This window comes from Streptomyces sp. NPDC086519, assembly GCF_040686075.1.
Taxonomy (GTDB): domain Bacteria; phylum Actinomycetota; class Actinomycetes; order Streptomycetales; family Streptomycetaceae; genus Streptomyces; species Streptomyces shenzhenensis.
Map to the genome: position 1 here is coordinate 385,686 of NZ_JBFBJL010000001.1, position 22,713 is coordinate 408,398.

Sequence of the window (22,713 nt, forward strand, 5' to 3'; positions counted from 1 at the left end):
GCAACCCAACGCACCAGCTCTGGCCAGTAATGTCGGCTGACATGGAGCAGAGGCATCTCGGCCGTACCGGCCTGCGCGTGTCCCGGATCGGGCTCGGCACCCTCACCTGGGGCCGGGACGTCGACGAGCACGACGCCGCGGACATGCTGAAGGCGTTCTGGGAGGCCGGCGGGACCCTCGTGGACACCGCGGACGTGTACGGCGACGGCGAGGCCGAGTACCTGCTCGGGCAGCTGATGGAAGGGCTGGTGCCGCGCCGGGACCTGATCATCTCGACGAAGGCGGGCAGCGTCCCCGACCCCGACCGGCGTTTCAACGGCTCGCGCGGCCATCTGCTCGCCGCGCTGGACGCCTCTCTCGCCCGCCTCGGCACCGACTACGTCGACGTCTGGCACGTGCACGCCTACGACCCGGACACCCCGCTGGAGGAGACCCTCCAGGCCCTCGACCTGGCGGTCGGCAGCGGTCGCGCCCGGTACGCCGGGGTCTCCAACTTCTGCGGCTGGCAGCTGGCGAAGGCGGCGACCTGGCAGCTCGCGGCGCCGGGCACGCGCACCCGGCTGGCCAGCACGCAGCTGGAGTACTCGCTGCTCCAGCGCGGCATCGAGCGCGAGGTGCTGCCCGCCGCCCTCGACCTGGGCGTCGGCCTGCTGCCGTCCTCCCCGCTGGGCCGGGGCGTGCTGACCGCGAAGTACCGCCGCTCCACTCCCCCGGACTCGCGCGGCGCCTCCGAGCATCTGGCGCCGTTCGTCGAGCCGTACCTCGACGACACCGCCACCCGCATCGTGGACGCGGTGCAGACGGCGGCGGACGGCCTCGCGGTCACCCCGCTCCAGGTGGCGCTCGCGTGGGTGCGGGACCGGCCGGGCGTGGCCGCGCCGATCGTCGGCGCGCGCACCGCGCAGCAGCTCGCGGGGGCGTTGTCAGTGGAGGCGCTTAGTCTTCCTGACGAGATCTGCCGGGCGCTCGACGACGTGTCGGCGCCTGTGCACCGCTATCCCGATCACGACTGGAGCACGCTGTGAGCACGGAGCCGGGGCTGGGCGCCGAGCCCGAGGCCGACGAGGGCACGACGGCCGGGGGGACGACAGAGGCCGCACACCTCACCGCCGGCCCGGTCGCGGCCGCCGACACGGACACCGCCGGGTCCGGCGCGACCGGCTCCGGCGGCGCGGACCGGGGCGAAGGCGCGGCTCAGGTGTCCGAGGCCGAGGCCGAGTTGGCCGCTCAGCGGGTGGAGCGGGAGCGGATCGCGCGGCGGAAGGCCGAGAAGGCCGGTCCGATCGAGAGCGGGACCAAGCTCAGCGGGACGGCGGCGGATCTGCTCGCGGCGATCCGGGCGGTGGAGAGCGGCGAGAGGCCGGCGGCCACCGTCTTCGCGGCACCGGAACCGGAGCCGCGCCGGGCTCCCGAGCCCGAGGCCGTCCCTCGGCCGCAGCCGACGCCTGCCGCCGCGGTGCCCGCCGTGGCCGCCGGACCCGGCGGGCCCGCGGCGGAGGCGGTCACCGCGGTGCGCGGGGTGCTGGCCGACGGCGGCGCGCCCGAGTCGCTCGCCCTCCAGGTCGCCGCCGCCCTCGGCGAGGACGCGGACACGCTGCTGCGGGAGGACCCCTGGCAGCTGCTCCGGGTCACCGGCGTACGGCCGGACCAGGCCGACGGGTTCGCGCGGGCGCTGCTCGGCGGCCAGTGCGCTCCGGACGACGAGCGGCGCGGCCGGGCGGTGACCGGCTGGCTCCTCGAACAGGCCGCCGTGGCTGGGCACACCGCTCTGGAGATGCCGGCGCTCACCGCCGCGCTGGCCCAGCGGGCGGTGCCCGACCCGGAGGCCGCCGTGCAGAGCGCGCTCGCGGAGGGCGAGGCGCTGGTCTTCCAGGACGCCCTGGATCCGGGCGCCCCGGAGCCCGAGGACGACGAGGAGGAGCGGCCGGTCCGGGTCCTGGCCGCCCTGGAGCGCTACGCGCTGGCCGAGGAGAGCCTCGCCGACGGTCTTGCCCGGCTCGTCGGCGCACTCGCCAAGGACGACTCCCGGCCCTGGGAGGCGGCCGCGGCGGCGGCCTCCGGCGGCGCGGCCGAGCTGGCGCGGGCGGTCGCCGGGCACGGCCTGGTGCTGCACACCGGCGGCGAGGCGGCCCGCGCCGAACCCGCGGCCCTGCTGACCGCAGCCCGCGCTGCCGGACTGCGCGCCTTCGCGGCCACCCACACCCCCGACGGCGGCCGGCGCCTCACCGGCGCCGAAGGAGCCGTCGGCACCGTGGCCGACCTGCTGTCCGGCGCCGTGGGCCCCGGCCGGGACGCGGACGGCGCCCTGGACCTCGACCTGCTGATCGTGCTGGACGCGCCCCAGCTGGACGTGGAGGGCGCCGCGATGCTCGTGGAGGCGCTGCCCGACGGGGCCCGGCTGGTGCTGAGCGGGGACCCGGCGGTGCTGTGGTCCGCAGGGCCCGGGCGGGTCTTCGCCGACCTGCTGGCGGCCCGCGTGTGCCCGCAGATCGCCTCCCGCACGCCCGACCCCGGCCCGCTCGGCGAGCTGGTCTCCGGGATCGGCGTCGGCGAGCTCACCCAGGTCGAGGCGCCCGGCAAGGAGGTCGTGATCGTGCCGGTGCGGGACGCGGGCGAGGCGGTGCACCGGACGGTGCAGCTGGTCGCCGACTCCGTCCCGCGCGCGATCGGCGTCCCCGCCGAGCAGACCGTGGTGATCACCCCGGGCCACGGCGGGGCGGCGGGCACCCGCGCCCTCAACGCGGCCCTCAAGGAACGGCTCAATCCCGGCCCCGGCCGCTTCGGCGGCTTCGACCCCGGTGACCGGATCGCCTACTCCCCCCTACCGGGCCGTACGGTGCCGGGTCAGGTGGTGAAGGCCGACGCCGACGGGCTGCACCTGTCGTGTGCGGGCGCGCCCGTGGTCGTACCCAAGGAGCGGGTGGAGCAGTCCGTCCGTCACGGCTGGGCCCTGACCGCTCACCAGGCGGCGGGCAGCCGCTGGCCGGCGGCGGTCGTGGTGCTGCCCGGCGACGCGGTCCAGTCCCTGAGCCGCCCCTGGGTGTACACGGCGTTCAGCCGGGCGGAGCGCCATCTGTCGGTGGTCCACGGCGTGGAGCAGGCCCTGCCGAAGGCGGTGGCCGAGACCTTGCCGAAGCCCCGGACGACCCGCCTGCCGCTGCTGCTGAGGACGCAGGTGCCCGCGGCGAACTGACCGGTTCCGCCGGCGGCTCCCCGCGGGCACGAGCCGACCGCGCCGCGCGATCCCCGTCCGCCGCCGGACTGTTCCCGCCGCGACGGCGATCAGCCACGACCGCGCCGACCGGCGGTGCCCGTCCGGCCTCGACCCCCGGAAGGCACCGCCGGCCGTCGGCTCAGCGCTCGGCGTCCAACGGCTCCAGGTCCTCGTCCTCGTCCAGGTCGAGGTCGTCGTCCAGTTCGTCGGCGTCCCCGGCGTCCGCACCGTCCACGCCGTCTGTGTCTTCGTCGTCCTCGTCGTCCTCGTCGTCGAAGACCGCGCTGACGTCGAAGCGGCACACCACCCGCTGCGGCTCGACCCCCTCGAAGGGCGCCTCCAGCCACTCGCCGGGCTCGGCCTGCTCGTCCGCCGCGGTCACCCACAGCGTCGAGTCGCCCTCCTCCAGGCCGAACTCCTTGTGCCGGGAGGCGATCTCGTCCGGCTCGAACTCGCCGAACAGGACCCCCAGCGCCCCGTGGATCGTGCCGGCGGCGCCCTCGTCCGCGCCGGGACCGTCGTCGTACTCCGCCGCCTCGACCCGCTGGGCCTGCGCCAGCAGCCGCTGCGGCTCGGCCACGGCGTAGTCGCGGCGGATCAGCACACTGATCGCGTTCGGCTCCTCGGGGCCCGCGTACGGCGGCAGCGAGTCGTCCGTACCGGGGATCTCGAAGGGCGTGACCTCGTCGTAGCGGTCGTAGAGAAGCTCGTCGTAGACCTCGGCGGCCGCGGCAAGCTGGTTGAACGCCTCGTAGACAGCCGGGTCGTCCTCCCCCGACCTGCGTTCGACCGCGGCCAGATGGCGGTCGAGCGCGGTCTTGACCGCCTCGGCGGCGGCGCGTACCTCGGCAGCGGTGGGCTGCGCAGCATCAGACATAGTGCAGACGCTATCCGTACCGGGCACCAGCCCGCACAATAGATGCGATGCCGGAATACGAATTTGTCGACGTGTACGTGCCTCGCGGGGTGTCCCGCAAGGAGGCGACACGTCTGCTGACGGACCATGCCGAGTACGGACACTGGGAGTTGGACCGACTGAGCCTCATGCGCGACGGCAGCCGCAGGGTGCGGTTGCGCCGGCGGATCATCCGCCAGGTGCGTGCCACATGGTGAGACTGGCCGACTGACGGGAGGGGGCCCCGCGTCGCGGGGCCCGTCCCGTTCGACGCACCGCCGCCGGTGCGTCACCGTCCGTGCGCTACGCCGCGGCGCGCGCCCTGCGGTACAGCACCGCGCCCGCGATCAGCGAGCCCGCGCCCGCCGGGATCGCGAGGCCCAGCGGAAGGTCGCCGCCGGTGTGCGCGAGCTGCGCGGCGGCGACCGGCGCACTCACCGAGGTGCCGCCCAGCGGGCCGGAGCCGTGGGTACCGGTCGGGACGGTCTTGTTCCCGGAGTGAGCGGGAGGGGTGCCCGGGTGCTGCCCCGGGTGGCCCGGTGTCCCCGGGTGGCCCGGCTGTCCCGGCGTGCCGGGGTTCCCCGGCTTTCCGGGCGGCGTGCCGTGGCCGTGACATCCGTGCCCGCCGTGGCCGCCGTGATCTCCGTGCCCGGGCGGCTGCGTGGGGTGACCGCCACCGGGCTGCCCGGGGTGGCCCGGGTGTCCGGAACCCCCGTTGTCGGCGCACTCGTTGCCCACGGCGGTGTTGCCGACGCCGATGACGTTGACGCTGTTGCCGCAGACGTTGACCGGGACGTCGATCGGCGCCTGCACGGTGTTGCCCGAACCGACACCGGGCGAGTCCGCGGTGTGGCCCCCGGCGTGCGAGCCGCCGGCGCCGCCGTGGCCCGTCGAAGCACCACCCCCGCCGCCGTGGTCGGCGCACCGGTTGCCCATCGACGGGTTGAGGGCGCCGACGACGTTCACGGTGTTGCCGCAGATGTTCAACGGCACGTGCAACGGCGCCTGCACCGTGTTGCCGGAGAGCACGCCGGCCGAGCCGGCGGCGGAGCCGACCGCCCCCGAGTCGGCGTGGGCGTAGCCGCTTGCCGCGGCGATCACGCCGGTCGCCGCGGCCACTGTCATAAGGCCCTTACGGGTACCCTGTCGCATTTCTGAATTCCCCTGCCTCGGATCCTGACCTTGCATTCCGCGCGGACATCCGTTCGAAAAAAGCCCGCGGGAAAAGCGGAAAACCGGTCGGCCCCGGAGCGCGTGGCGCGCGCTCCGGGGCCGACGGAAAGACGCCCCTCAGGGAGCCGGCGTCACTTGTTGATGCAGGTGTTGCCGAAGGCGGGGTTCAGCAGCCCGATCACGGAGATCGTGTTGCCGCAGACGTTCACCGGGACGTGCACGGGAAGCTGGATCACGTTGCCGGAGACGACACCCGGGGAGTGCACGGCACCGCCCTGGGCACCCGAGTCGGCGACGGCCAGGCCCGCACCCGCGAGAACCAGACCACCAGTGGCAGCCGCAGCAGCGACGACCTTCTTGAGCATTATTCCTCCTTGTTGGCAATGCGATTCGCAGGAGCGGATCACGCCTGGAGTAACGAGGAGGGAGTAATGGAGCTACGAGCTTATCGTCGCATTCACTCTTCTCATTCGGCCTCGTACAGCCGCCCGATTATATGAAGCCAGGACTTTACGACGCGTCGATGAAACGGTCGAGCACGCGCACGCCGAACCGCAGCCCGTCCACCGGCACCCGCTCGTCCACGCCGTGGAACATGCCCGCGAAGTCCAGCTCCGGCGGCAGCCTGAGCGGCGCGAAACCGAAGCCGCGGATACCGAGGTCGTCGAAGGACTTGGCGTCGGTGCCGCCGGAGAGCATGTAGGGGATCGCCTTGGCGGTCGGGTCCTCGGCGAGCAGCGAGGACTGCATGGCCTCCACCAGGGCTCCGTCGAAGCTGGTCTCCAGCGCCTTGTCGGAGTGCACGTCCGAGCGGACCACGTTCGGGCCGAGGATCCGGTCCAGGTCGGCGAGGAACTCCTCCTCGTGACCGGGCAGGAAGCGGCCGTCCACGTGTGCGGTGGCCTCGCCGGGGATGACGTTGACCTTGTACCCGGCGTTCAGCTGGGTGGGGTTGGCGGTGTTGCTGAGGGTCGCGCCGATCAGCTTGGCGATGCCGCCGAGCCGGGCCAGCGTCGACTCCATGTCCTCCGGGTCCAGTTCGGTGCCGAGCGCGTCGCCGAGTTCGTCAAGGAAGGCCCGGGTGGTCTTGGTGACCCGCACCGGGAACCTGTGCCGGCCGAGCCGGGCCACGGCCTCGGACAGCTCGGTGATCGCGTTGTCGCGGTGGATCATCGAGCCGTGCCCCGCGGTCCCGGCCACCTTCAGCTTCATCCAGTGCATGCCCTTCTCGGCCGTCTGGATGAGGTAGAGCCGGCGCTGCTCGTTCACCGTGAAGGAGAAGCCGCCGACCTCGCTGATCGCCTCGGTGACGCCGTCGAAGAGGTCCGGGTGGTTGTCGACCAGGTGCCGGGCGCCCCAGGTGCCGCCGGCCTCCTCGTCGGCGAGGAAGGCCAGCACGATGTCCCGGGGCGGATTCCGGCCGCTGCGCAGCCGGTCCCTCACGACCGCCAGGGTCATGGCGTCCATGTCCTTCATGTCGACGGCGCCCCGGCCCCACACGCACCCGTCCGCGACCTCGCCGGAGAAGGGGTGGTGGGTCCAGTCGTCGGCGTTGGCCGGTACGACGTCGAGGTGGCCGTGGATCAGCAGGGCGGGCCGGGAGGGGTCCGCGCCCTCGATGCGGGCCACCGTGGAGGCGCGGCCCGGGTGGGACTCGAAGATCCTGGGCTCCAGGCCGACCTCGGCGAGCTTCTCCGCGACCCACTCGGCGGCCTTGCGTTCGCCGGGACCGGAGTGGTCGCCGTAGTTGCTGGTGTCGAACCGGATCAGCTCGCGGCAGAGGTCCACGACCTCGTCCTCACCGGTGACGCCCTTGGCCGTGTCCGTCTCGCTCACGCTGCTTCCTCCTGCTGTCACTGCCGGCCGGTCCCTGCCATCCTCCCTCCCTCCCCGCTCCGGGCCCAAGGCCGGTCCCGGCCCGTCACACGCCGTTCACGCCCGCGGGCCCCGGAACGGGGTGTGATCGGCCGCCCCCGAAAGCCTGGTAGTGTTTCCTTCGTCGCCGCGAGGGAAACCCGCACGGAAGACCTCGCACGACAGACACCTTGTCCGGGTGGCGGAATGGCAGACGCGCTAGCTTGAGGTGCTAGTGCCCTTTATCGGGCGTGGGGGTTCAAGTCCCCCCTCGGACACCACGAAGAAACCCCTGCTGAGCAGGGGTTTCTTGGTTTTCCGGGCTTTTTGGGCAGAGTGCGGGCGACCACCTCGCGGTGGGCGCCGCGCTGTCTCAGCCGAGGCCGTCCACGAGGCCGTCCACGAGGCCGCCTATTCGGCCGTCGCGGAGGGCGAGGGTGGAGGTGAACGCACGGAGCGTGGTGCGGCCCAGCAGGAGCGCGGGGCCGTCGGGACACTTGCTGTCACGGACGGCGACCGTCGCCTCGTCGACGATCCCGCATTCCACGCAGTCGGACTGTGATGCGGACGCCGAGGACTTCCACCAGATCACCGGCAGAGTCGACGCGTCGTCAGCGTGCTTCATTCCTTATTCGTTCTTCCTTATCTGGGTGATCAGTTCCACCGACGCCTCGACGGACTCGGCGGCAGACGTGAGGCGTTGCCACGCGGCCCGGTGCGTGGAGACCCGATCACGTTCCTCGATGTACAGGGCGGAGGTCAGCCCTTCCTGGTGGACGACGTCCAGGTCCGTGTGCGGACCGAAGCCCAGGATGCTGAAGGTGCCGGTGAGTCCGGCGTGCAGGGGAGCGTCCGAGCGCAACACCTGGATGTTGATGTTCGGGCGCCGCCCCATCGTAAGCAGGCGCCCCAACTGCTCGTACATCAGGGCGGGATCCTCGGTGGTGGAACGCAGGGCCTGTTCGGAGATGATCGCCCAGAGCGCCAGCGGGTCGCTGTCCCGGGTGAGGACGGCCTGGCGTGCCAGCCGTACCTCGACGAGCGCGTCGACCCGTGCCTCGACCGCCTCGGACATGGCGGTCGCCCGGATGATCTCGCGGGCGTACTCGGCGGTCTGGAGCAGTCCGGGGATCATGCCCAGCTGCCAGGTGGAGACCGTCTCGGCCTCCGCCTCCAGGCTGATGAGGTCCTCGTAGACCGGGGTGAGGACACCCCGGTACGAGTGCCACCAGCCGCGCCGGCCGCCTTCCTTGGTGAGCGTGATCAGGGCCGCGCGCAGTTCGTCGCTGACGTCGCGGCCGAGTTCGCCGTAGAGGTGGAGCAGGGCCTCGATGTCCGCTGCCTTGGGGGCCGTCTTGCCGGTCTCCATCCGGGAGAGCTTGGAGGAGACGAACGTGCCTGCGGAGCGCTCGGCGACCTCGTCGAGGGTGAGTTCGCCGCGCAGTTCGCGCAACTTCGCACCTAGCCGTCGCCGGCGCACCGTGGGCGTGCTCACGGATTCCCCCTTCTCTCCGGTGAACTGCCCGACAGTCTGCCCGTGCCGCCCCGACCCCCGCCACCGGCCGACGACTTGTCTCGCAACTCTCTCGACTCGATGCGCAATATTTCACATCCCGTGGGACGTATTGCGATCGACTGTGCCGTGACGGCACCATGAATCCGGGAAATACGACAGTGACCGCACTCGCATGGCGAACCACCGTGCCTGCGTTGGGACATGCCCGTGAGGGGATGCACATGATCGAACGCCAGCGGAGCACCACGACCGAACCCCGCGCCCTGCAAGTCGCCCCGCCGCCGGTTCTGTTACTGGCCAGCGAGCCTCAGTCGGCCAAGGCCGCCCGGCTGTTCGTGAGCGACTTCATCGCGCACCACACCCCTGACGCCTCCCGTGACCACATCGACGCGGTCGCCCTGGTCACCTGCGAGCTGGTCACCAACTCCCTGCGCTACGAGACCGATCCGGACGACCCGGTCCGCCTCGTCATCGACACCGACGGCTCCCGGACCCGGGTCGAGGTGCACGACCCGCTGGGCCGCCGCCCCCGGCTGCGCCCCATCTCGGTCGAACGGGACCGCGGGCGCGGTCTGCTCATCCTCGACGCGCTCTGCTCGGGCCGCTGGGGAGTGGGCAATCTGCCCTGGGGCAAGTCCATCTGGGCCGAGGTCAGCGCCGCGTGACGTCCGGCGCCCCGTGACGTTTCCTCCACCCCCCACGGTGACGGCCGGTTCCGCGGCGCTCTCCCCTCCGCGCCGCGGGGCCGGCCGTTGCCGTAGGTGCCGCCGGACACATGGAGTTGGCCTGTCTCACGCTGTGTGGCCCATCTCTCCCCGTGGACGGATAATCCCTGGTCAGGGCCTGCTCAAGAGTCAAGGGCGTGCTCCGAACGGCCGCCTTCGGGTGGCTGTCGGCGGAGCGGGAGCCTAGCGTCGTACTAATATTTCCGGCTTGTTACCCAGCCGGAGCCGGACAATCCCAGGCAGACCTGCGGACCCGCCGGCGCCCGGAGGGTTCCGGGAACGAGACGCGAGGACCGGATGGCAGCCATTGACGGGAGCAGTGCTCTCGGCCTGCTCGACGAGGAGATCCGCGAGGAGTTCGGGAACACGGCACGGTTCTCGGCCGGACCGGCGGCCTCGCCGCGCACGCTCGTGGACGTGTTCGAAGCCACGGTGCGGGCCCACCCCGACGAGCCCGCGCTGGACGACGGCACCGCCCAGCTCACCTACCGCGCGCTCGCCGTCGAGGTGGCGCGACTGCGCCGGCGGCTCACCGAGGCCGGGATCGGGCTCGGGGACCGGGTGGGCGTCCGGGTTCCCTCCGGGACCAACGACCTGTACGTCGCCGTGCTCGGTGTCCTCGCCGCCGGTGCCGCCTACGTGCCCGTCGACGCCGAGGACCCGGACGAGCGGGCGGCACTGGTGTTCGGTGAGGCGGAGGTGGCGGCCGTCCTCGGCGCCGGTCTGCACATCGACGTCCGCCGCGAGTCCGCACAGCCCGCCGGCCGGCCCGGGGCCGAGCACGACGCCTGGATCATCTTCACCTCCGGATCCACCGGCAAGCCCAAGGGCGTCGCCGTCACCCACCGCAGCGCCGCCGCCTTCGTGGACGCCGAGGCCGCGCTGTTCCTGGCCGAGGAGCCGATCGGCCCGGGCGACCGGGTCATGGCGGGCCTCTCCGTGGCCTTCGACGCCTCCTGCGAGGAGATGTGGCTGGCCTGGCGCCACGGCGCCTGCCTGGTGCCCGTGCCGCGCTCCCAGGTGCGCAGCGGGGCCGACCTCGGCTCCTGGCTGGTCGAGCAGGAGATCACCGTCGTCTCTACCGTGCCCACCCTGGCCGCCCTCTGGGAGCCCGAGACCCTCAACGACGTCCGCCTCCTCATCTTCGGCGGCGAGGCCTGCCCGCCCGAGCTGGCGCAGCGCCTGGTGACCGAGGGCCGCGAGGTCTGGAACACCTACGGGCCCACCGAGGCCACCGTGGTCGCCTGTGCGGCCCTGATGACCGGCGAGGAGCCGATCCGCATCGGGCTGCCGCTGAACGGCTGGGAGCTGGCCGTGGTGGACGACGCGGGCGTGCCCGTGGCCATGGGCGAGAGCGGCCAGCTGGTGATCGGCGGGGTCGGCCTCGCCCGGTACCTCGACGCCGAGAAGGACGCGGAGAAGTACGCGCCCCTCGAGTCGCTGGGCTGGCAGCGGGCGTACCGCAGCGGTGACCTGGTGCGGGCCGACCGCGAGGGGCTGGTCTTCCTCGGGCGCGCCGACGAGCAGATCAAGCTCGGCGGGCGCCGGATCGAGCTGGGCGAGGTCGACGCGGCCCTCCAGGCGCTCCCCGGCGTCGCGGGCGCGGCGGCGGCCGTACGGACCGCGCGCGGCGGCAACCAGCTCCTGGTCGGCTATGTCGTCACCCAGGACGGCTGGGACCACGCGGCGGCCGTCGGGAAGCTGCGCACCGAGCTGCCGGCCGCCCTCGTGCCGCTGCTGGCGCCGGTCGCCGAGCTGCCCACCCGCACCTCCGGCAAGGTCGACCGCGACGCCCTCCCCTGGCCGCTGGAGGGCCTGGCGACCGGCGGTCCGGCCGAACAGTTGTACGGCACCGAGGCCTGGCTCGCCGAACAGTGGACCGAGGTCCTCGGCATCCCGGTGAGCGGCGCCTTCGACGACTTCTTCGCGATCGGCGGCGGCAGCCTGTCCGCCGCCCAGCTCACCACCCGGCTGCGCACCCGCTACCCGAGCGCGGCCGTCCTCGACGTCTACCAGCAGCCGGTGCTGCGCAAGCTGGCCCGGCGGCTGGAAGAGTCCGTGCAGGACGACGGCACCGAGCGCACGATCGTGCCCGTGCCGCGCGCCGCCCAGGTGGTGCAGCTGCTGCTCCTGCTCCCGCTGTTCACCCTTCTCGGTCTGCGCTGGACGGTGGTCCTCGCCGCGCTCGGCAATGTGCTGGACGGCTACGGCTGGCTGCCCAGCGCGCCCTGGTGGCTGGTGGCTCTGGGGGCCGTGGTGCTGTTCACGCCGCCCGGCCGGATCGCGATCTCGGCCGGTGGCGCGCGGCTGCTGCTGGGGGGCGTGGAGCCCGGCACGTATCCGCGCGGTGGCTCGGTCCATCTGCGGCTGTGGGCGGCGGAGCGGCTGGCCGAGTCCGCCGGGGCGACCACGCTGACCGGGTCCTGGCTGGAGCGGTACGCGCGGGCGCTGGGCGCCCGGATCGGCCCCGAGGTGGACCTGCACTCGCTGCCGCCGGTCACCGGCCTGCTCAGGATCGGGCGGGGCGCGGCCGTGGAGTCCGAGGTGGACCTGTCCGGCTCCTGGCTGGACGGCGACCGGCTGGTCATCGGCCCGGTCCGGATCGGCGCCCACGCGGTCGTCGGGACGCGCAGCATGCTCTTCCCGGGCGCCCGGGTCGGCAAGCGCGCCGAGGTGGCCCCCGGCTCCGCGGTCACCGGGCAGATCCCGACCGGCCAGCGCTGGGCCGGCGCCCCGGCGGTCAAGCTGGGCAAGGCCAAGCGGAACTGGCCCGAGCAGCGGCCGCAGCGCGGCACCTACTGGCGGGTGATGTACGGCCTGACGGGCTTCGCGCTCAGCGCGCTGCCGGTGCTGGCGGGTGGCGCCGCGCTGCTGGCCGCCGGGCGTTTCGTGGCCCCCGGGGACGGCCTGGCCGAGGCCCTGCGGGGCGCGGCGGCCGCGCTGGTCCCGGCCACGCTGGCGTTCGGGCTGGCGTACGCGCTGCTGATCCTGGTCTCGGTCCGGCTGCTGAGCCTGGGGCTGCGCGCCGGCACCTACCCGACGCACAGCCGGATCGGCTGGCAGGCGTGGACGGTGTCCCAGCTGATGGACCGCTCCCGCGAGACGCTCTTCCCGCTGTACGCCGGCCTGGTCACGCCGGTGTGGCTGCGGCTGCTCGGGATGCGGATCGGCAAGGGCGCCGAGGTGTCGACCGTGCTCGCGCTGCCGAGTCTGACGACGGTCGGCGAGGGCGCGTTCCTGGCCGACGACACGCTGACCGCGCCGTACGAGCTGGGCGGCGGGTACGTGCGGATCGGGCGCGCGGAGATCGGGCGGCGGGCGTTCCTCGGGAACTCCGGGATGACCGCGCCGGGGCGCAGTGTGCCGGACGGCGGACTTGTCGGCGTGCTCTCGGCGACGCCGAAGAAGGCCAAGAAGGGCACGTCGTACCTGGGGCTGCCGCCGGTGAAGCTGCCGCGCAGCGCGGCCGACGGTGACCAGAGCCGTACCTACGAGCCGCCCGCGCGGCTGCTGTGGGCGCGGGCCCTGGTGGAGACGTGCAGGATCGTGCCGGTGCTGTGCTCGGTGGCGCTGGCCGGCCTGACGGTGGCCGCGCTGTGCGCGCTCGGTGTCTGGGCGCCGCTGCTGTCGGGGCTGGTGCTGCTCGGTGCCGGTGCGCTCGCGGGCCTGGTCTCGGTGCTGGCCAAGTGGGTGCTGGTCGGGCGGCACCGCAGCGCGGAGCACCCGCTGTGGAGCTCGTTCGTGTGGCGCAACGAGCTGGCGGACACGTTCGTCGAGGTGCTGGCGGTGCCATGGCTGGCCGGCTCGGTTCCGGGTACCCCCGTGATGACGGCGTGGCTGCGCGGCCTCGGTGCGCGCATCGGCAGGGGCGTCTGGGTGGAGAGCTACTGGCTTCCGGAGACGGATCTGGTGACCCTGGAGGACGCGGCCACGGTGAACCGCGGCTGCGTGCTGCAGACTCACCTCTTCCACGACCGGATCTTGCGGACGGATACTGTGGTCCTCCGTGAGGGCGCCACACTGGGTCCTGGCGGGATCGTGCTGCCCGGCAGCACGGTCGGGGCCCGTACCACCCTGGGGCCCGCGTCCCTCGTCATGGCGGCGGAGTCGGTTCCCGACGACACCCGCTGGCTCGGCAATCCGATCGAGGCATGGCGTCCCTGAGCGCGGGCCGTCCGGTGACCGCGGGTGTCGGTGCGCCGAGAGACGGTTCGAGCACAGCGCAGGGAGCGAACGCGGAAGTGGCAGTGCAGCAGTCAGCGGGTCCGGACCCGTACTTCCCGGACAACGGCGATCCCCGGTACCGGGTGCATCGTTATGAGCTCACGCTGGACTACCGGCCGGGACCCAATCGCCTGGCCGGCACGGCCCGGATCAACGCGATCGCGGGCCGGGCCGCCCTGTCCGAGTTCCAGCTGAACCTGGCCGACTTCAAGATCGGCCGGATCCGGGTGGACGGCCGCCAGCCGCACTGGACGCACCGGGGCGGCAGGCTGCGGATCAAGCCGGCGAAGCCGCCGCGCGCCGGGGCCGCCTTCACCGTGGAGATCCACTGGTCCGGCAACCCGAAGCCGGTGAACAGCCCGTGGGGCGGGATCGGCTGGGAGGAGCTGGCGGACGGCGCGCTGGTGGCCAGCCAGCCGGTCGGCGCGCCCTCCTGGTTCCCGTGCAACGACCGGCCGGCCGACAAGGCGTCGTACCTGCTCTCGGTCACCTGCCCGTCGGCGTACTCGGTGGTGGCCGGCGGCCGGCTGCTCACCCGTACCGCGAAGGCGTCCACGACGACCTGGGTGTACGAGCAGGCGGCACCGACGTCGAGCTATCTGCTGAGCCTCGCGATCGGCAAGTTCCAGACCGTGCTGCTGGGCGACCCCGGCATCGGCGGGGTGCCGATGCACGGGCACATACCGGCGCATCTGCTGCCGGAGTTCTCACGGGACTTCGCGCGGCAGCCCGCGATGATGGACCTGTTCCAGCGGCTGTTCGGGCCGTACCCCTTCGGTGAGTACGCCGTGGTCGTCGCCGACGAGGAGTTCGATGTCCCCGTCGAGGCCCAGGGGTTGTCGCTGTTCGGCGTCAACCACGTGGACGGGGCCCGGGGTTCGGAGCGGCTGGTGGCGCATGAACTCGCTCATCAGTGGTTCGGCAACAGCGTGTCCATCGCCGACTGGCGGCACATCTGGCTGAACGAGGGGCTCGCCAAGTACGCGGAGTGGCTGTGGTCGGAGCGCTCGGGCGGCCGCAGCGCCCAGCAACTGGCGGCCGCCGCCCACCGGTTGCTGTCCGGGCTGCCGCAGGACATCCGGATCGCCGCCCCCGGCAGGAAGTCGATGTTCGACGACCGCCTCTACGAGCGGGGCGGTGTGACGGTCCACGCGATCCGTTGCGCGCTCGGCGACGACCGGTTCTTCCACATGCTGCGCGCGTGGGCGGGCCTGCACCGGGGCGGGTCCGTGACGACCGCGATGTTCACGGCCCACGTCAACCGGTTCGCGGAGGAGCCGCTGGACGGCCTTCTCGACGCCTGGGTGCACCGCGCGGCGCTGCCCGCACTGCCCGCACTGCCCGCCCCGGTCGTCCCGGCCCGCCCGGCCCAGCCGCCCACCAACGCCGAGTCGGCGTAGGGGGGCGGGCGGATGACACCGAAACGCTCCCGGCAGCAGCCGCCCGCCGCCTGCCCGTGCGGTCTGGCGGAGACGTACGAGAGGTGCTGCGGCCGGTTCCACCGGGGCGAGGCGGCGGCGCCCACGGCGGAGACGCTGATGCGCTCGCGCTACAGCGCCTTCGTGAAACGTGACGAGCCGTACCTGCTGCGCACCTGGCATCCCCGGACCCGTCCGGCCCGGCTCGACCTGGACCCCGGCATGCGCTGGACCGGCCTGGAGATCCTGGCGACGACCGACGGCTCCCCCTTCCACTCCACCGGCACGGTGACCTTCCGGGCCTCCTACAGGGGCGGCTCGCTTCAGGAGCGCAGCCGGTTCGAGCGGGTCGGCGGAGCCTGGGTGTATCTGGACGGGGTGTTCCCGCAGCAGTAGCGCTACGGCGCCAGGACGTCCAGTTCCTGGAGGGCGCCCGTCGTGATGGCGCGGGTCAGTTGTTCGGCGCGGGGGGCGTCGCCCTCGCGTACCGCCTCCGCGACCTGGACGTGGAGGGTGACGGCGGCCGGGTCGGGGTCCTCGAACATCACCTCGTGGTGCGTGCGGCCGGCGAGGACCTCGGCCACGACGTCGCCGAGCCGGGCGAACATCTCGTTGCCCGAGGCCGTCAGGATCACGCGGTGGAAGGCCACGTCGTGGACCAGGTACTCCTCCAGCTCGTGGCCGCGGGAGTGGGCCACCATGCCGAGGGCGCACTCGGTGAGCTCGGCGCACTGCGCGGCCGTGGCGTGCCGCGCCGCCAGGCCGGCCGCCACCGGCTCGATCGCCGAGCGCAGCACGGTGAGCGAGCGCAGCTGGTGCGGGCGGTCGGCGCCGGCCAGGCGCCAGCGGATCACCTGCGGGTCGTAGACGTTCCACTCGGCCTTGGGGCGGACGGTGACGCCCACCCGGCGGCGGGACTCGACCAGGTGCATGGATTCGAGGACCCGGACCGCCTCGCGCATCACGGAGCGTGACACCTCGAAGTGCTGGGACAGCTCGTCCGTACGCAGGACGCTCCCCGGCGGGTACTCACCCGCGGTGATGGCCGGGCCGAGGGCGTCCAGTACTCGGCCGTGCAGGCCCCGGCCAGGTGTGCTCATGCACTCAGCGTACCGAGTGGATCACGGGGACAAAAAGTCAGACTTATATGTCACAGACTCTTGAATTCGTCGTACCTAATGGGTTTCAGTGAGGCCGACGCCGGATGCCGTACGCCGGTGTCAGTCGTCCGGATCTCCCGAGGAAGACAGCGAGGCAGTGATGCGGACCCCACACGTCGTCGCGGTGATGGGCGTCGCCGGCACGGGCAAGACCACGATCGGTCCCCTGCTCGCCGCCCGGCTCGGCGTCCCGTACGCCGAGGGCGACGACTTCCACCCGCCGGCCAACATCGCCAAGATGTCGGCCGGGCACCCGCTCGACGACGCCGACCGGTGGCCGTGGCTGGACGCCATCGGCGCCTGGGCGCACGGCCGGGAGGGGCGCGGCGTGGTCAGCTGCTCCGCGCTGAAGCGGGCGTACCGCGACCGGCTCCGGGCCGCGGCCCCGGGCCTCGTCTTCGTGCACCTCACCGGCGACCGGCAGCTGATCGAGGACCGGATGTCGCACCGGCGGGGTCACTTCATGCCGACCGCGCTGCTGGACTCCCAGTTCGCCACGCTCCAGCCGCTGGAGGCGGACGAGGCCGGCGTCGCCGTCGACATCTCGGGCAGCCCCGAGGAGATCACCGCACGGGCCGTGCGGGCGCTGGACGCGCTGCCCGGCCTCACCCCGCAGTGACACACCCCCCTTTTCTTGTCCCCATAACTGGCCCATGACCACAAGGAACACCCCGTGACCAGACTCAGCGTCGAGGTGCTGGCAGCGGACGTCGTCGCGCCCATCACGTCGGCCGGACACGCCCGACTCGGCATCGCCGTCCTGTTGGGCATCGCCGTCATCGTCCTGCTCATCACCAAGTTCAAGCTCCACGCCTTCCTGGCGCTCACCATCGGCTCGCTCGCGCTCGGCGCGTTCGCCGGGGCGCCGCTCGACAAGGTCATCACCAGCTTCACCACCGGGCTCGGCGCCACCGTCGCCGGCGTGGGTGTCCTGATCGCGCTCGGGGCGATCCTGGGCAGGCTGCTGGCCGACTCCGGCGGCGCCGACCAGATCGTCGACACGATCCTCGCCAAGGCCGGCGGGCGGGCGATGCCCTGGGCGATGGTGCTGATCGCCTCCGTGATCGGGCTGCCGCTCTTCTTCGAAGTCGGCATCGTGCTCCTCATCCCGGTGGTGCTGATGGTCGCCAAGCGCGGCCACTACTCCCTGATGCGCATCGGCATCCCGGCCCTCGCCGGTCTGTCGGTGATGCACGGCCTGGTGCCTCCGCACCCGGGTCCGCTGGTCGCGATCGACGCGGTCCACGCGAACCTGGGCCTGACCCTGGCCCTCGGCGTCCTGGTCGCGATACCGACCGTGATCATCGCCGGTCCGCTGTTCTCGAAGGTCGCGGCCCGCTGGGTGGACGTGCAGGCTCCCGACCGGATGCTCCCGCAGCGCCCGTCCGAGGACCTGGAGAACCGCCCCGGCTTCGGCGCCACCCTCGCCACCATCCTGCTGCCGGTCGTCCTGATGCTGGCCAAGGCGCTGGTCGACGTGGTCGTCGACGACCCGGCGCACACCGTCCAGCGCGTCTTCGACGTCATCGGCTCCCCGTTGATCGCGCTGCTCGCGGCCGTGATCGTCGGTATGTTCACGCTGGGCAGGCAGGCCGGATTCTCCAGGGAGCGCCTCTCGGAGACCGTCGAGAAGGGGCTCGTGCCCATCGCGGGCATCCTGCTGATCGTCGGTGCGGGCGGCGGCTTCAAGCAGACGCTGATCGACTGCGGTGTCGGCCAGATGATCCTGGAGATCTCCAAGGACTGGTCGATCCCGGCGCTGCTGCTGGCCTGGCTGATCGCGGTGGCGATCCGGCTGGCGACCGGCTCGGCGACGGTGGCCACGGTGTCGGCGGCGGGCCTGGTGGCTCCCCTGGCGGCCGACATGTCGACCGCCCACACCGCCCTCCTCGTGCTGGCCATCGGCGCGGGCTCGCTGTTCTTCAGCCATGTCAACGACGCCGGGTTCTGGCTGGTGAAGGAGTACTTCGGCCTGAGCGTCGGCCAGACACTCAAGACCTGGTCCGTGATGGAGACGATCATCTCGGTGGTCGGGGGCGGCCTCGTCCTGCTGCTGTCCTTGGTGATCTAGGAGCGGGCGGAGTCCGACGGTGCGGCAGACGGTGCCCCGCCGGACTCCGCCGTCCCGGCTGATCGCCGTCGCGGCGGGACGAGAGGAGCGGCGGCTTCCGCGGTTCTCCCCGCCGCGACGGCGATCAGCCACAGCGGTCGTGCTCCGCGGTGCCCGAGGTGCCGCCGGAGTGCTGTGCGCAAGCCCCGCAGGGCTAGGGCCGCCACAGGGGGTGTTCGCGTTTGGCCCACTCCCGGCTCACCGTGCCCGTGCGCAGGCCCCGTCGGGCCTCCGGGTCGCCCAGGGCCATGCCGATGTGGCCGGCCAGGACGATGCCGATCGTCAGGGCCAGCCAGTCGTGGACGAAGGTGGCCGAGGTCCGCCACATCAGCGGGGTGAGGTGGGTGAACCACATGAGCAGGCCCGTGCCGAGCATGACGAGGGTGGCGCCGGCGATCCAGTTCGCGTAGATCTTCTGGCCGGCGTTGAACTTGCCCGCCGGGCGGGAGGAGCGGCGCTTGTCACGGCTCAGGGCGGCGTGCAGCCAGAGCCTGTCGTGGGGGCCGAAGCGGTTCAGGAAGCCGAGGTCCCTGCGGAAGGCACGGGAGGCGAGGCCCAGGAGGACCGGGACGGGCAGGGCGAGGCCCGCGCACTCGTGGATGCGGACGACCAGTTCGCGGCGGCCGACGAGGACCGCCAGCTGCGGGATGTAGAGGCAGGCGGCCGTCGCGACGCACAGGCCCATCAGCAGCGCCGTGGTGCGGTGCACCCAGCGTTCGGCGGCGGTGAAGCGGTGCAGCCGGTCCGTGGCGGCCGGGGCCTCAGCTCGTAGGCTCATCGTCACGTCCGTTCGAGCGGCCGACCCAGGCGTCGACGTCGTAGCCCAGCCTCTCCCAGTAACCCGGTTCGACCTTGTCGGTGACCGTGATGCCGGAGAGCCACTTGGCCGACTTGTAGAAGTACATGGGGGCGACGTAGAGGCGGACCGGGCCGCCGTGGTCGTGGGTGATCACCTTGTTCTGCATGCGCAGCGCGACCAGGACGTCCGGGCGGCGCGCCTGGTCGAGGGTGAGGCTCTCGGTGTACGCGCCGTCGAAGCAGGTGAAGTGGATCGCCTTCGCGGAGTCCCGGACGCCCGCCAGGTCCAGCAGACGGGAGAGACGGACGCCTTCGAAGGGCGTGTCCGGCACCCGCCAGCCGGTCACGCACTGGACGTCCTTGACCAGCCTGGTCTGCGGCAGGGCCCGCAGGTCGGCCAGGGTGTACGTGCGCGGCTTGTCGACCAGCCCGTCGATCTTCAGCTGGTAGTCGGCGGCGGTCCGGTCCGGCACCGACCCGGTCACCGAGTAGTAGCGGAAACCGCCGCCGTTCGGGAGGAGGCCGGTCAGGCCCGTGGGGTCCTTGCCGGAGAAGGCACCGAGGACCGACTCGGTGACGCGTTGCAGCACCGGGGCGGTGACCAGGCCGAGCGCGCCGAGGCCGATGGTGCCCAGGAACACCCGGCGCCCGACCGGGCTGCCCTCCTCGGTACGCCGCGGCTCCTCGGACTGTTCAGAGTTCACGCACTCATTCGAACACCTTCGGGGCGGGCCCGGCCACGGATTCCGGCGGCCGTAAGGAATCCACAATGTCTTCTCATGAATCTCCCCTCAGCCTCCCAGCACCCGCTCCCGGGCCGCCCGGAACGCCTCGCACGGGTCACGGTCCGGGTACGACCAGGGTGCCGCGGTGGCATGGCGGCCGACGCGCTGGAACAGGGCCGCGGCCTCGGCGTACCGGCCGGCGCCGAAGGTGGCGTGGGCGAGGTGGTTGAGATCGACGTGGCGGCGCGGGTGCTCCTCGTTCCCCCACTCCAGCCACCAGTCGAAGGCGGCGCCCAGGGCGCGCAGCGCGGACGGCTCGGTCCAGTGCCCGGCGGCGGCCGGGTCGGCGGGGGCCCGGCCGGTGGCGGCGAGCACCCGGTGGCGTTCGGTGTACGCGACGACCGGCAGGACGGCGAGCGGGGAGTCGGCCGGGGCCTCGGCCGCCGCGCGTTCGGCGAAGGCGCGCAGTTCGTCCGCCCCCCGGCTCTCGGTCTCCGCGATCCGGGCCGCCATCAGGTGGTGGGCGTGGTGGTGCTCGGGATGGCGGCGGCGCACCTCGGTGAAGGCCCGGCGCGTCTCCTCGTCGGTGCCCAGGTGGCGGGCCACCAGGAGGAGGCCGAGCCACGGGGTGGGGTCGGCGGGGGCGAGCGCGGCGGCGCCGGCGCAGGCCTCGCGGGCGCGCTCCGGATCCTCCTTGCCGCGCAGGGCGCGCCGGACCAGGGTCAGGGCGTGCAGGGTGGCGGCGCCGGCGGAGTCGGGCTCGGCGAGCAGCCACTCGCGGGTCCAGGCGATGGCGTAGGGCTCGTGGGCGAGGACGGTGGCCCGGTGGCCGCGACGGTCCCAGTCGTCACCCGTGTGGAGCAACAGGGAGCGGGCGGACTGCCAGCGGCCCTGCGCCAACGCGGCCCTGGCCGAGATGAGTTCGTCGTCGCCGAGGGCGTCGTCGGGACAGTACTCGCACCCGGGGTGCGTGGCCGCGCGGAGGCCTTCGGCGAGGGCCGGGCGGTGGTCTGACACGGCCGGGCCTGGGCCTAAGAGGGGCGGGGTTGGGGGCACCGCGGAACTTCCTGATTGTCGGGCTGCCATCGGCCGATCACGCACAGCAAACCCCCAGCTAAGACTTTGCGTCAAGCTGAACGGGTCCGGTACTCCGTTCAACTACGTTGCGCCTGGGCGAACTTGACGCGCGCCGGGAGCCGATGGGCGTACCGTGGCGGTGGGGCACCGGGTGCCGGCTGTGGCGTACGCCATGGCGCGGGCCGCCCGGGCGTCGGACCATGGCCATACGGTCCCGCACCGCCCCGGCCCGCCCATCGTGGTCGACACGGGCAGCGTGACCGAGTCAACCGCCCGGTTCCGGGTAGCCCCGGAGCAATCCCCATCCGGGAGCGCTACAGTCGGCCACTACGCACTCCGTAGCCCGGCCGCAGATCGAGGTACGAAGCGTGTCCGTTCTGGTTCTGATTCTCGCCGTGAGCGCGGCCTGTTGCCTGGGCTTCGGGTTCGTGCTCCAGCAGAACGTCGCCCAGAAGGCACCGCTCAGCGACTTCCTGTCGCCGCGGCTGCTGCTCGACCTGATGCGGGTGCCGCGCTGGCTCGGCGGCATCGGCCTGATGGTGGCCGGCATGATCCTCGGCGCGGTCGCCCTCGGCAAGGGCGAGATCTCCCTCGTCGAGCCGCTGCTCGCGACGAACCTCCTGTTCGCCCTCGCGCTCTCCCGGCACCAGACCAAGCATCCCCTCAGCCACCAGGGCTGGGCCGGCCTCGTCCTGCTCGCGGGCGGGGTGACCACGTTCATCCTGGCGGGCCAGCCACGCGGCGGCGACGCCGTCACCGACCCGGCGCGCCACTGGCTCATCATCGGCGTGATGGTCGGCACCGCCCTGCTGCTCACGACCTACGCCAAACGGTCCCGCCTCAGCGCCGGCCCCACCCTGCTCGCCCTCGCCGCCGGCCTGCTCTACGGCGTCCAGGACGCGCTGACCCGGGTCACCGGCACCCGCTTCTCCGAGGGCGGCGTCATGGAGGTGCTGACCGGTTGGCAGCCGTACGGCGTGCTGGTCCTCGGGGTCACCGGGCTGATCCTCGTCCAGAGCGCGTTCGAGACGGCGGAGCTGCGCAACTCGCTGCCCGCGCTCACCGCGGCCCAGCCGCTCGCCGGGATCCTGTGCGGGGTCGGATTCCTCGGGGACCGGCTGCGCACCGACACCGGGGCGCTGGCCTGGGAGGCGGCGGGGCTCGCGGCGATCGTGGCGGGCATCGTGCTGCTCGGGCTGCATCCCGCGATGCCGCGCGGTACGGCGCCGAGGGAGCCGTCGCTCGACCTTCAGCCGCGCTGACGGGCGGGCCGTCCGCCTGCTTGGATGGCGGCATGAGCGCTGCTGACGAGATCCTCGACATCGTCGACGAGCACGACCAGGTCATCGGGCAGTCCCCGCGCGGCGAGGCGTACGCCCGGGGTCTGCGCCACCGCTGCGTCTTCATCGAGGCCCGCGACACCGCCGGCCGCGTCTTCGTGCACCGCCGCACCGCGACCAAGCTGGTCTTCCCCTCCCTGTACGACATGTTCGTCGGGGGCGTGGTGGGGGCGGGCGAGTCCTACGACGACGCGGCGCTGCGGGAGGCCGAGGAGGAACTCGGCGTCTGCGGGCTGCCGCGGCCGACGTTCCTCTTCAAGTTCCTGTACCACGACGGGGCCGGGCAGAGCTGGTGGTCGGCGGTGTACGAGGTGCGCTGCGAGCTGCCGGTGCGGCCGCAGGTGGAGGAGGTGGCGTGGCACGACTTCCTGACGGACGAGGAGGTGGTGTCGCGGCTCGGGGAGTGGGAGTGGGTGCCGGACGGGTTGGCGGCCTGGGAGAAGCTGCGGCTGCATCGGGGCTGAGGTGGGGACGCTTACCGGCG

At 72.8% G+C, this 22,713-nt stretch carries 21 protein-coding genes and 1 tRNA gene; 12 read left to right on the top strand and 10 right to left on the bottom strand.

Annotated elements, in window-relative coordinates:
- Window positions 1-41 precede the first annotated feature (41 nt).
- Complete coding sequence (locus AB0P24_RS01780; protein ID WP_365789947.1) at window positions 42-1,025, top strand: aldo/keto reductase; 984 nt, start codon at window positions 42-44, stop codon at window positions 1,023-1,025.
- Entirely contained in the window at window positions 1,022-3,193 is a 2,172-nt protein-coding gene (locus AB0P24_RS01785) for a helix-hairpin-helix domain-containing protein (protein ID WP_365789949.1), read from the top strand. Before AB0P24_RS01780 ends, AB0P24_RS01785 begins: the two co-directional genes overlap by 4 nt.
- A 160-nt stretch (window positions 3,194-3,353) precedes the next feature.
- On the opposite strand, the gene AB0P24_RS01790 is transcribed toward AB0P24_RS01785, so the two are convergent.
- Window positions 3,354-4,091: a hypothetical protein gene (locus tag AB0P24_RS01790; RefSeq protein WP_365789951.1), complete on the bottom strand. Its 738-nt coding sequence runs from the start codon at window positions 4,089-4,091 to the stop codon at window positions 3,354-3,356.
- Window positions 4,092-4,138: 47 nt separating this feature from the next.
- On the opposite strand from AB0P24_RS01790, the gene AB0P24_RS01795 reads away from it, so the two are divergent.
- Window positions 4,139-4,327 carry a DUF5703 family protein gene (locus tag AB0P24_RS01795; protein WP_046732800.1) on the top strand — a complete coding sequence of 63 codons (189 nt, stop codon included), beginning with the start codon at window positions 4,139-4,141 and terminating at the stop codon, window positions 4,325-4,327.
- A gap of 85 nt (window positions 4,328-4,412) precedes the next feature.
- On the opposite strand, the gene AB0P24_RS01800 is transcribed toward AB0P24_RS01795, so the two are convergent.
- The 3 genes from AB0P24_RS01800 to AB0P24_RS01810 form a co-directional block, all read right to left on the bottom strand.
- Window positions 4,413-5,261 carry a chaplin gene (locus tag AB0P24_RS01800; RefSeq protein WP_365789953.1) on the bottom strand — a complete coding sequence of 283 codons (849 nt, stop codon included), beginning with the start codon at window positions 5,259-5,261 and terminating at the stop codon, window positions 4,413-4,415.
- 152 nt (window positions 5,262-5,413) lie between these two features.
- The gene (gene chpH / locus AB0P24_RS01805) at window positions 5,414-5,647 is read right to left on the bottom strand and encodes a chaplin ChpH (RefSeq protein WP_365789955.1); all 234 of its coding nucleotides are present in this window, start codon (window positions 5,645-5,647) and stop codon (window positions 5,414-5,416) included.
- 145 nt (window positions 5,648-5,792) lie between these two features.
- Complete coding sequence (locus AB0P24_RS01810; RefSeq protein WP_365789957.1) at window positions 5,793-7,118, bottom strand: M20/M25/M40 family metallo-hydrolase; 1,326 nt, start codon at window positions 7,116-7,118, stop codon at window positions 5,793-5,795.
- A 211-nt stretch (window positions 7,119-7,329) separates the two neighbouring features.
- Here AB0P24_RS01810 and AB0P24_RS01815 point away from each other — a divergent pair.
- A tRNA-Leu gene (locus tag AB0P24_RS01815) sits at window positions 7,330-7,417 on the top strand.
- Between the two features lie 92 nt (window positions 7,418-7,509).
- On the opposite strand, the gene AB0P24_RS01820 is transcribed toward AB0P24_RS01815, so the two are convergent.
- Together AB0P24_RS01820 and AB0P24_RS01825 are read right to left on the bottom strand one after the other, a co-directional pair.
- Window positions 7,510-7,761, bottom strand: coding sequence for a DUF397 domain-containing protein (locus AB0P24_RS01820; protein WP_365789959.1), 252 nt, complete (start codon window positions 7,759-7,761; stop codon window positions 7,510-7,512).
- Between the two features lie 3 nt (window positions 7,762-7,764).
- Entirely contained in the window at window positions 7,765-8,631 is an 867-nt protein-coding gene (locus AB0P24_RS01825; RefSeq protein ID WP_365789961.1) for a helix-turn-helix transcriptional regulator, read from the bottom strand.
- Between the two features lie 242 nt (window positions 8,632-8,873).
- Between AB0P24_RS01825 and AB0P24_RS01830 the strand changes: the two genes are divergently transcribed.
- The 4 genes from AB0P24_RS01830 (at window position 8,874) to AB0P24_RS01845 (ending at window position 15,415) form a co-directional block, all read left to right on the top strand.
- Entirely contained in the window at window positions 8,874-9,317 is a 444-nt protein-coding gene (locus AB0P24_RS01830) for an ATP-binding protein (RefSeq protein WP_365789963.1), read from the top strand.
- A gap of 357 nt (window positions 9,318-9,674) precedes the next feature.
- Complete coding sequence (locus AB0P24_RS01835; RefSeq protein ID WP_365789964.1) at window positions 9,675-13,541, top strand: Pls/PosA family non-ribosomal peptide synthetase; 3,867 nt, start codon at window positions 9,675-9,677, stop codon at window positions 13,539-13,541.
- A gap of 77 nt (window positions 13,542-13,618) precedes the next feature.
- Window positions 13,619-15,001 carry a M1 family metallopeptidase gene (locus tag AB0P24_RS01840; RefSeq protein WP_365789966.1) on the top strand — a complete coding sequence of 461 codons (1,383 nt, stop codon included), beginning with the start codon at window positions 13,619-13,621 and terminating at the stop codon, window positions 14,999-15,001.
- A gap of 12 nt (window positions 15,002-15,013) precedes the next feature.
- Window positions 15,014-15,415, top strand: a complete 402-nt coding sequence (locus tag AB0P24_RS01845; protein WP_365789969.1) for a YchJ family protein — start codon at window positions 15,014-15,016, stop codon at window positions 15,413-15,415.
- Window positions 15,416-15,417: 2 nt separating this feature from the next.
- On the opposite strand, the gene AB0P24_RS01850 is transcribed toward AB0P24_RS01845, so the two are convergent.
- Complete coding sequence (locus AB0P24_RS01850; RefSeq protein WP_365789971.1) at window positions 15,418-16,119, bottom strand: FadR/GntR family transcriptional regulator; 702 nt, start codon at window positions 16,117-16,119, stop codon at window positions 15,418-15,420.
- 160 nt (window positions 16,120-16,279) lie between these two features.
- Between AB0P24_RS01850 and AB0P24_RS01855 the strand changes: the two genes are divergently transcribed.
- The gene (locus AB0P24_RS01855) at window positions 16,280-16,798 is read left to right on the top strand and encodes a gluconokinase (protein ID WP_365789973.1); all 519 of its coding nucleotides are present in this window, start codon (window positions 16,280-16,282) and stop codon (window positions 16,796-16,798) included.
- A gap of 54 nt (window positions 16,799-16,852) precedes the next feature.
- Window positions 16,853-18,250: a gluconate:H+ symporter gene (locus AB0P24_RS01860; protein ID WP_365789975.1), complete on the top strand. Its 1,398-nt coding sequence runs from the start codon at window positions 16,853-16,855 to the stop codon at window positions 18,248-18,250.
- A 193-nt stretch (window positions 18,251-18,443) separates the two neighbouring features.
- Here the strand turns inward: AB0P24_RS01860 and AB0P24_RS01865 are convergent, their stop codons facing one another.
- The 3 genes from AB0P24_RS01865 to AB0P24_RS01875 all read right to left on the bottom strand — a co-directional run bounded on the left by AB0P24_RS01865 (window position 18,444) and on the right by AB0P24_RS01875 (window position 20,829).
- Window positions 18,444-19,067: a cytochrome b/b6 domain-containing protein gene (locus AB0P24_RS01865; protein ID WP_365789977.1), complete on the bottom strand. Its 624-nt coding sequence runs from the start codon at window positions 19,065-19,067 to the stop codon at window positions 18,444-18,446.
- The gene (locus AB0P24_RS01870) at window positions 19,051-19,791 is read right to left on the bottom strand and encodes a molybdopterin-dependent oxidoreductase (protein ID WP_365789978.1); all 741 of its coding nucleotides are present in this window, start codon (window positions 19,789-19,791) and stop codon (window positions 19,051-19,053) included. The genes AB0P24_RS01865 and AB0P24_RS01870 overlap by 17 nt, the downstream gene beginning before the upstream one ends.
- Window positions 19,792-19,878: 87 nt before the next feature.
- Complete coding sequence (locus AB0P24_RS01875) at window positions 19,879-20,829, bottom strand: hypothetical protein (RefSeq protein WP_365789980.1); 951 nt, start codon at window positions 20,827-20,829, stop codon at window positions 19,879-19,881.
- Window positions 20,830-21,257: 428 nt separating this feature from the next.
- Here AB0P24_RS01875 and AB0P24_RS01880 point away from each other — a divergent pair, with 428 nt between their 5' ends.
- Window positions 21,258-22,151 (top strand): DMT family transporter, encoded by an 894-nt coding sequence (locus AB0P24_RS01880; protein ID WP_365789982.1) that lies wholly within the window; start codon window positions 21,258-21,260, stop codon window positions 22,149-22,151.
- 32 nt (window positions 22,152-22,183) lie between these two features.
- Window positions 22,184-22,693, top strand: a complete 510-nt coding sequence (locus tag AB0P24_RS01885; RefSeq protein ID WP_365789984.1) for an NUDIX domain-containing protein — start codon at window positions 22,184-22,186, stop codon at window positions 22,691-22,693.
- Window positions 22,694-22,713 lie beyond the last annotated feature (20 nt).

Coding starts and splice junctions, on each gene's coding strand:
- AB0P24_RS01780 (WP_365789947.1), top strand. CDS start 42: ATGGAGCAGAGGCATCTCGGCCGTACCGGCCTGCGCGTGTCCCGGATC.
- AB0P24_RS01790 (WP_365789951.1), bottom strand. CDS start 4,091: ATGTCTGATGCTGCGCAGCCCACCGCTGCCGAGGTACGCGCCGCCGCC.
- AB0P24_RS01795 (WP_046732800.1), top strand. CDS start 4,139: ATGCCGGAATACGAATTTGTCGACGTGTACGTGCCTCGCGGGGTGTCC.
- AB0P24_RS01800 (WP_365789953.1), bottom strand. CDS start 5,261: ATGCGACAGGGTACCCGTAAGGGCCTTATGACAGTGGCCGCGGCGACC.
- chpH (WP_365789955.1), bottom strand. CDS start 5,647: ATGCTCAAGAAGGTCGTCGCTGCTGCGGCTGCCACTGGTGGTCTGGTT.
- AB0P24_RS01820 (WP_365789959.1), bottom strand. CDS start 7,761: ATGAAGCACGCTGACGACGCGTCGACTCTGCCGGTGATCTGGTGGAAG.
- AB0P24_RS01830 (WP_365789963.1), top strand. CDS start 8,874: ATGATCGAACGCCAGCGGAGCACCACGACCGAACCCCGCGCCCTGCAA.
- AB0P24_RS01835 (WP_365789964.1), top strand. CDS start 9,675: ATGGCAGCCATTGACGGGAGCAGTGCTCTCGGCCTGCTCGACGAGGAG.
- AB0P24_RS01845 (WP_365789969.1), top strand. CDS start 15,014: ATGACACCGAAACGCTCCCGGCAGCAGCCGCCCGCCGCCTGCCCGTGC.
- AB0P24_RS01850 (WP_365789971.1), bottom strand. CDS start 16,119: ATGAGCACACCTGGCCGGGGCCTGCACGGCCGAGTACTGGACGCCCTC.
- AB0P24_RS01855 (WP_365789973.1), top strand. CDS start 16,280: ATGCGGACCCCACACGTCGTCGCGGTGATGGGCGTCGCCGGCACGGGC.
- AB0P24_RS01865 (WP_365789977.1), bottom strand. CDS start 19,067: ATGAGCCTACGAGCTGAGGCCCCGGCCGCCACGGACCGGCTGCACCGC.
- AB0P24_RS01885 (WP_365789984.1), top strand. CDS start 22,184: ATGAGCGCTGCTGACGAGATCCTCGACATCGTCGACGAGCACGACCAG.